Here is a 7222-nt window from a genome sequence, read left to right on the forward strand (position 1 = left end):
CACAGGCGTCCCGACGGCGTCCCCCATCCCCGGATCGTCCCCCGCCGCGGTCGCGGGGCCCGGGCCCTCCCTACGGTGGCCGCATGTCACCCCTCATCGGACCTCAGCAGATCGCCACGGCCCTGCGGGCCGTCGGACTCGACGACGACGCCGCCCGCCTGGCCGCGTGGGCCGACCCCGCCCGGCGCGAGCGGGAGGCCGCCGAGCAGGCCCTCGCCGACCTCGCGGTGGCCCAGACGCAGCTGCGCACGGCGCTGGGCGGGCTGGTCAGCGCCGCCACGGACGTGCGCTCGGCGATGCACTCGGCATGGCGCGGGGAGGCCGCCGGCGCCTATGGGGAGGCCGTGCGGCGGGCGGCGACCCTGGCGGCGGAGCTCGAACGGGAGGCCGGGGAGTGGCTCGCCCTGCGGGCCACCGCCGAGCGGGAGGCGGAGGACGCACGCCGGAACGCGGAGGCCCGGCAGCGGGCGGCCGAGGAGACGGCGCTGGCCGTCCTGCGCTCGCTGGCGGTGGCGGCATGACCGGCGGGAGGGGTGCGGGCCCGGGGGCGGTGGCCTTCAGCACGCACGGCGGACCGGGCTCGATCTACGCGGAGGTCGAGGAGATGCGCGTCGTGGCCGGGCGGCACGAGCACGCCGCCGAAGAGGCGGCCGGAGCCTCGTGGCAGGTCGACGCGGCCGCCTTCGGGCTGGGCCGGTCGGCCACGTGGCTCGCCTCCGCCGCCCTGCTGCAGGACCGACTGGCGGAGGCGGTCGGTCGCGTGCGGAGCCTGTCGGAGCAGTGCGCCGAGCTGCACCGTGACCTGCTCTCCGCGGCGGCCCGCTACGAGGAGGCCGAGCGCGCGGCGGCCGGCATCATGGCTGCCGAGGACGCCTCCCTGGAGGAGCTGCCGGCGCTGCTCTGGCGGGACGGCCATGACGGGCTCACCACCCGCGAGGCGGAGCGGCTCGTGCAGGACCTCGTCCAGGCGGTGCCCGAGGCCATCGTGTCCGCCGCGCTCGCGGCCACCGGATTCCCCCTGCTCGCGGCCCTGGCACGGATCGACGTGAAGATGCTGACGAGGGCGCAGAAGCGCGTGCTGAAGCGGCCCGTCTCCTCCGCGGCGAAGAAGGGGACGGATGCCGCGTCGGACCTCACCGAGGCGCTGCGGGTCTCCCCGGACGAGGCGTGGACCGTGGCGGCGGACGCCCTGACCCTCGCCGGAGCGGCGCCTCGGGGCGCGGTGACCCCGCACGGGGCGTCGCAGGACCGGCCGACGGCGCCCGCCCTGCTGGACGGCTCGGCCACGGGGCTGGCCTCTCTCATCCCGCGCGAGGAGGGGGACGGGGACCTCACGGTCACGGAGGTGGTGCGAGAGAACGGGAGCCGCGCCTGGGTGGTGGGCCTGCCGGGCACCCGCGGCGGCCTGATCCCGGATCCCGAGTCGACCGACCCGTGGGACGCCGGCGGACTGTTGGACGCCCTCGGCTCCGAGTCCGAGGTCACGGCCCCGGCGGTGCGGGCGGCGCTTGAGGCGGCCGGCGTCCCGCACGGCGCCCCGCTCGTCCTGGCCGGCTATTCCCAGGGCGGGGTGCACGCCGTCAACCTGGCCGGGCGCGAGGACTTCACGTCCGTGTACCCCGTGGCCGGCGTCATGACGGTCGCGGCGCCGTCCGGCAACGCGGTGGAGACCGGGCGGACCGCGGTGCTGGAGTTCTCCGCGGACGGGGACCTGGCCGTCGCCGCGGACGGGGCGCCCACCCCCGTCTCGTCGCGCCGGGCCGAGGTGGTCTTCCACCCGGCCGGCCACGGGTGGGATGCGCCCGGGGGCGGCTTCCGAACCGTCTCGCCGCGGGCGGTCGAGGACGACCTGGGCGCCGCCCACGACTTCGACGCCCAGGTGGACCTGATCCGGCAGTTCGAGGCCGCCGAGCCCGCGTCCCGGGCGGAGGTCGCCGGGCTCTCCGCCGCGTTGGCCGGGCTGACCGCCGGCACCGTGGCCTCGAGCCGGGCGGTGCGCCTGCGCCGCACGCTCCCCGAGCGGGGCCACCTGCCTCCGGGATCCCGGTGAGCGGACCGGCGGCGGGGCGCCCGCCGCCGCCGGCTCAGTTCGCGTCGAGCAGCACGCCCGCGAAGAACGCGTTCAGGCGGTCGACCTCGTCGAGGCCGAAGACGCCGGAGACGTACTGGTCCGGGCGGACCACGACGACGGCGCCGTCACGGCTGATGCCGCGGGCCTCGAAGATGTCCTCGCCGTGCTTGGGCTGACACGTGGCGAAGATGCTGTTCAGGTCGTGCAGGCCGAGGGGGCCGGTGGTCGGTCGGAAGATCGACGGCACGTCCGGGTGGGCGAACTCGGTCTGCTTCTGCTGGTACACGACCTTGATGTCGAAGCGGGCGTCCTCCGGCCCGTCCGACGGGGTGTGGCGGTTGCGGAAGGACCGCGGGTCCTCCTCGATCGTCTTCGCCCACGCCGCGACCTTCGAATCCTCGGCGCGCGGGGAGGCGGCGTCGGCGAACACGTAGACGCGCCAGCGGCCGTCCGCGCGGTGCAGGTGGCCCAGGTGCTTGACGTTGGTGTCGCACGAGCGCTCCACCAGCGCCGACTTGAAGCGCTTGCCGATGGGGTAGCCCTGCGCCAGCGCCTGGCCGGTGGCGTCCGTGGTGAGGAGGGAGGGCTGGTACTCCGTCATGAAGCCGGCCGGGAACTCGGCGGTCTTCGTGTAGAACTCGGCCACCTCGTTCGGGTCGCCCAGCTCGGAGGTGGGCTTGGCCATGAGCGTCGACCACTCCTTGTCGAAGTCGATCAGGTTCTTGGCGATCTCCTTGCGCTCCTCCGAGTAGGTCGGCACGAGCTCGGCCGGGGCCATCCCGGAGAGCACCTGGCCCAGCTTCCAGCCGAGGTTCCAGCCGTCCTGCATGGACACGTTCATGCCCTGGCCGGCCTTCGCGGAGTGGGTGTGGCAGGCGTCGCCGAGCAGGAACACATTGGGGTGGGCCACGCGCTCGCGGTTGTCGAAGCCCGAGGTGAGGCGGTGGCCCACCTCGTACACCGAATGCCAGGCAACCTCCTTCACGTCCAGCGTGTAGGGGCGCAGGATCTGCTGGGCCCGGCGGATGATCTCTTCGAGCGGGGTCTGGCGCACCTGGTGGTCGTCGTCCGCCGGGACCTCGCCGAGGTCCACGTACATGCGGAACAGGTGGCCGCCCTCGCGGGGGATCAGGAGGATCGAGCCGCTGGACGAGTGGATCGCGCACTTGGTGCGGATGTCCGGGAAGTCCGTGTCGGCCAGTGCGTCCATGACGCCCCACGCGTGGTTCGCGGCGTCGCCGGTCAGGGTGTGGCCGATCGCCTTGCGGACGCGGGAGCCCGCGCCGTCCGCGCCCACCACGTACTTGGCGCGCACCTGGCGGGTCGGGCCTGAGGCGGGGTCCTCGAGGGCGTTGCCCTGGGCATCCACGGTCCGGCGCAGGGTCACGAGCACGGGGTGCTCGCCGTCGTTCGTGTCCTCGAGGGTCTCGAACGCCCAGCCGTAGTCCGGCTGCGCGCGGGTGGGGGAGTTCTTCATGTACTCGGCGAACCAGTCCAGGATGCGGGCCTGGTTCACGATCAGGTGCGGGAACTCGGAGACGCCCTCCGGGTCGTCCTCGGCCAGCGAGGTGCGCACGATCGTGTCCGCGTCGTCCTCGGCCGGGTTCCAGAACGCCATGGAGGTCAGGTCGAAGGCCTCGTCGATGATCTCGCTCGCGAAGCCGAAGGCCTGGAAGGTCTCCACGGAGCGGGCCTGGATGCCGTCCGCCTGGCCGATCTCGAGGCGGTGGGGGCGGCGCTCGATGATGCGGGTGTGGACGTCCGGGAACATCGCGAGCTGGGCGGCGGCGATCATGCCGGCCGGGCCCGAGCCGACGATCAGCACGTCCATCTCGTCCGGCAGCTCGGCGGGGCGGTCCAGGCCGATGCCGGCCGCCACCTGGACGCGCGGGTTCGTGGAGACGTAGCCGTGGTGGTGGAAGAGCATGGGGGTCCTTTCGCTGCGGGGGATGTCGCTGCGCGGTGCGCGTGCCACCCGACGGCGTGTTCTCTCAGAGAACACGGTGTTCTCCCTGGGAACACATGTGTGCCAGACTGTACGCGGACGTGACCGGGTTCACAACCGGCGCGCGGGCCGACCACGCCCCGGGCGCGTCACGTCCGGCACCCGAGGCGAGGAGCACAGATGGCGGAGCACGACGGCGGCCCGGTCCGGGAGGGCGCACCCTCCCAGACGCTCTCCCGCGCGCTCACCCTGCTCGAGACCGTCGTGGAGGCGCCCGAGCCGCCCACCATCGCCGACCTCGCCGACGGCCTGGGCGTCCATCGCTCGGTCGCCTACCGCATGCTGCGCACCTTCGAGGCCCATGGCCTGCTGCGCCGCGACGGCCTCGGCCGCGTCCACGCCGCCCCCGGCCTGGCCGTCCTCGCCCGCCGGGTGGAGCAGGATCTGCGCGCGGCGGCCATGCCGCACCTGACGGCCGTCTCCACCGACCTGGGCATGACCGCGTTCCTCGTGGTGTGGGACGGGGCCCACTGCCTCACCCTGGCCACGGCCGAGCCGCCCAGCGGCAACCTCGTCACGCAGCGGCCGGGGACCCGGCACCCCCTCGGGGTCGGTGCGCCGGGGATGGCGATCGCCGCCATCCTGACCGGACAGGAGTGGGCGCGGCTGCCCGGCGAGGCCCCGCCCGAGCGGCCCGAGCTCGACGACGTGCGGGAGCGCGGCTGGGCCGTCAGCTCCGACGAGGTCATCACCGGCGTCTCCTCGGTCGCCGTGCCGCTGCGGGTCCCCGGCCAGCTGCCCGCCGCCCTCGCCGTGGTCTACGCGACGCGACCGGAGGACCCGGCGCGCCTCGGAGACCGGCTCGGTGAGGCGGCCCGGGCCGTCGCCGTCGCCTTCGGCGCAGCCTGAACCCCGGGGCGCCGAGCCCGGGTCCCGTGGTGCCGCTCACGGCGTCCGCGGCCCGCATTACCCTGGTGGCCATGACTGATGACGCACAGCAGCCGCCCGCCGTGGTCGCGCCCCACAAGAAGGTCGGCATGCTGCCGCCGTACGCCGCCGGCAAGCCGCCGGTCGCCGTCCCGGGCCTGCACCCCTACAAGCTCTCCTCGAACGAGAACCCCTACGCGCCCGTGTCCGGCGTGATCGACCGGGTGCGTCAGGTCGTGACCGGCCCGGAGGGCGCGCCCAGCACCCTCTGCCGCTACCCGGACACCCTCTCCACCGGCCTGCGCCAGGCCCTGGCCGCGCACCTGGACGTCCCGGCGGACGACGTCGTGACCGGCGCCGGCTCCCTCGGCGCCCTGGCCCAGGTCATCACCGCCTTCGCCGGCCACGGCGAGGCCGGGGAGGGCGACGAGGTGATCTTCGCGTGGCGTTCCTTCGAGGCCTACCCGATCGTGGTCCGCACCGCCGGTGCCGTGGACGTGCAGGTGCCGCTCACCGCGGACCACCGCCACGACCTGCCGGCCATGCTGGAGGCGATCACGGAGCGGACCCGCGTGATCCTGCTCTGCACCCCCAACAACCCGACCGGCCCCGTGCTCACGACCGCCGAGGTCGAGGACTTCCTGGCGCGCGTGCCCGCGCACATCCTCGTGGTCATCGACGAGGCGTACGTGGAGTTCGTCCGCGACGAGGACGCGGTCAAGGGCCTGGAGATGTACCGCAAGCACGCGAACGTCGTCGTGCTGCGCACCTTCTCGAAGGCGCACGGCCTGGCCAACCTGCGCGTGGGCTACTCGGTCTCGCAGCCGGAGATCACGAAGGCCCTGCGCACCGTGGCCACCCCGTTCGCGGTGTCCACGGTGGCCGAGGAGGCCGCGATCGCCTCGCTCGAGCACCTGGACGAGGTCCTCGAGCGCGTGCAGATCGTCGTCGACGAGCGCGAGCGCGTCGCCGCCGCCCTGGCCGGGGCCGGCTGGGACCTGCCCTCATCGCAGGCCAACTTCGTGTGGCTGCCGCTCGGCGAGCGCACGCAGGCGTTCGCCGAGGCCGCCCAGGCCCGGGCCCTGTCCGTCCGGGCGTTCGCGGGCGAGGGCGTGCGCGTGAGCATCGGCGAGCAGGAGGCCAACGACCGCCTCCTCGAGGTCGCGCGCGACTTCCTGACGTGAGCGGGTCGGCGTGAGCGGCACGCTGGACCGGCTGATCCGGGTCCTCTTCGCGTTCGACGCGGAGCATCCGGCGTTGACCGTGGCGGCCCTGGCCCGGCGTGGGCTCACCCCGGCGGCCCGATCACCCGCCACATCAGGCGGCGGTACAGCAGCGCGCACGCGGTGAGGACCAGCGCCCCGGCGAGCACCGGGGTGACCAGGTAGTGCCAGTCCGCGTTGCTCAGCATGACCGTCAGCGCGGTGGCGCCCGCGGGGGCGTGGATGACGCGAAGCCCGGCCATGACGGCCATGGCCAGGCCCATGCCAGCCGCGAGCGAGTACCAGGCCAGGGGCAGCACGGAGATCACGGCGATCCCGCATGCGGCCGAGACCACGTGCCCCACGAGCACGTTGGCAGGGTGGGAGTGCGGGCCGTGCGGCACGAGGAACACGAGCACGCAGGACGAGCCGAAGGCGCCCACCAGCAGCGGCACGGAGGCCAGGTCCTCGCCGAGGCTGAGGGTGGCGATGGTCAGTGCCCCCGCGATCGAGGCCGCGAGGACCACGTGCCAGGGCAGACGGGGGGCCAGCGGGCGACGCCACGGGTCCAGGAACCGCGGGGGACGCAGACCGGGCAGGCGGGTCATGCGCTCGTCTCATCTCCTCGTGACTCGGTCGCGGCCCGGTTCGGGCTCCTCCAGGGTAGGCCGCGGGCGGGGTCCGGGGGCGCCCGGGGGCGGAGAGGCCGGGTCTGTGACGGCCGCTCCGCGGCGCAGCGCCATGAGGGCGTCCTCGGCGCCCCGCGCGGCCTCGGAGCAACGCCGGTTGACTTATCCCGGGTGCGGCGGCCTACGACCGGTGATAACTCAACCGACGACGTCGGCCGGCAGGCCGCCCCGCGCCGTGAAAGGCCAGCGGCACGGCACGGGCGAGGCCCCCGAGCGCGGTCGGAATGCGCCGAGGAATCTCCTTGACACCCCGTCGGGGGGGGGGGGGGGGGGGGGTTTTGTACCATAAACAAAGGTATGTGGGAGGGGTCAAAGGGGAACTGGGGAAACATGGGGTGCACAACAACATGGAGGCAATCATTCCCCTGGTAATTAATAATGGGGCGGG

At 74.1% G+C, this 7222-nt stretch carries 6 protein-coding genes; 4 read left to right on the plus strand and 2 right to left on the minus strand.

Translation table 11 applies throughout. The annotated features are described in order from the left end of the window. Positions 1-83 precede the first annotated feature (83 nt). On the plus strand, positions 84-521 hold the full coding sequence (locus ABIB16_RS09915) for a hypothetical protein (RefSeq protein ID WP_145950840.1): 438 nt from the start codon (positions 84-86) through the stop codon (positions 519-521). Next, positions 518-2050 carry a hypothetical protein gene (locus ABIB16_RS09920; protein WP_145950841.1) on the plus strand — a complete coding sequence of 511 codons (1533 nt, stop codon included), beginning with the start codon at positions 518-520 and terminating at the stop codon, positions 2048-2050. The genes ABIB16_RS09915 and ABIB16_RS09920 overlap by 4 nt, the downstream gene beginning before the upstream one ends. A gap of 34 nt (positions 2051-2084) precedes the next feature. Here ABIB16_RS09920 and ABIB16_RS09925 read toward each other — a convergent pair whose 3' ends face one another. Further along, positions 2085-3998, minus strand: a complete 1914-nt coding sequence (locus tag ABIB16_RS09925; protein ID WP_354436254.1) for an FAD-binding monooxygenase — start codon at positions 3996-3998, stop codon at positions 2085-2087. Positions 3999-4196: 198 nt separating this feature from the next. Between ABIB16_RS09925 and ABIB16_RS09930 the strand changes: the two genes are divergently transcribed. Together ABIB16_RS09930 and ABIB16_RS09935 are read left to right on the plus strand one after the other, a co-directional pair. Continuing rightward, positions 4197-4925: an IclR family transcriptional regulator gene (locus ABIB16_RS09930; RefSeq protein WP_354436255.1), complete on the plus strand. Its 729-nt coding sequence runs from the start codon at positions 4197-4199 to the stop codon at positions 4923-4925. A gap of 71 nt (positions 4926-4996) precedes the next feature. Beyond that, positions 4997-6127, plus strand: coding sequence for a histidinol-phosphate transaminase (locus ABIB16_RS09935; protein WP_354436256.1), 1131 nt, complete (start codon positions 4997-4999; stop codon positions 6125-6127). A 104-nt stretch (positions 6128-6231) separates the two neighbouring features. On the opposite strand, the gene ABIB16_RS09940 is transcribed toward ABIB16_RS09935, so the two are convergent. Next, positions 6232-6753 carry an HPP family protein gene (locus ABIB16_RS09940; protein WP_041102607.1) on the minus strand — a complete coding sequence of 174 codons (522 nt, stop codon included), beginning with the start codon at positions 6751-6753 and terminating at the stop codon, positions 6232-6234. Positions 6754-7222 lie beyond the last annotated feature (469 nt).

This window comes from Micrococcus sp. UYEF5, assembly GCF_040546065.1.
Lineage (GTDB): Bacteria > Actinomycetota > Actinomycetes > Actinomycetales > Micrococcaceae > Micrococcus > Micrococcus luteus.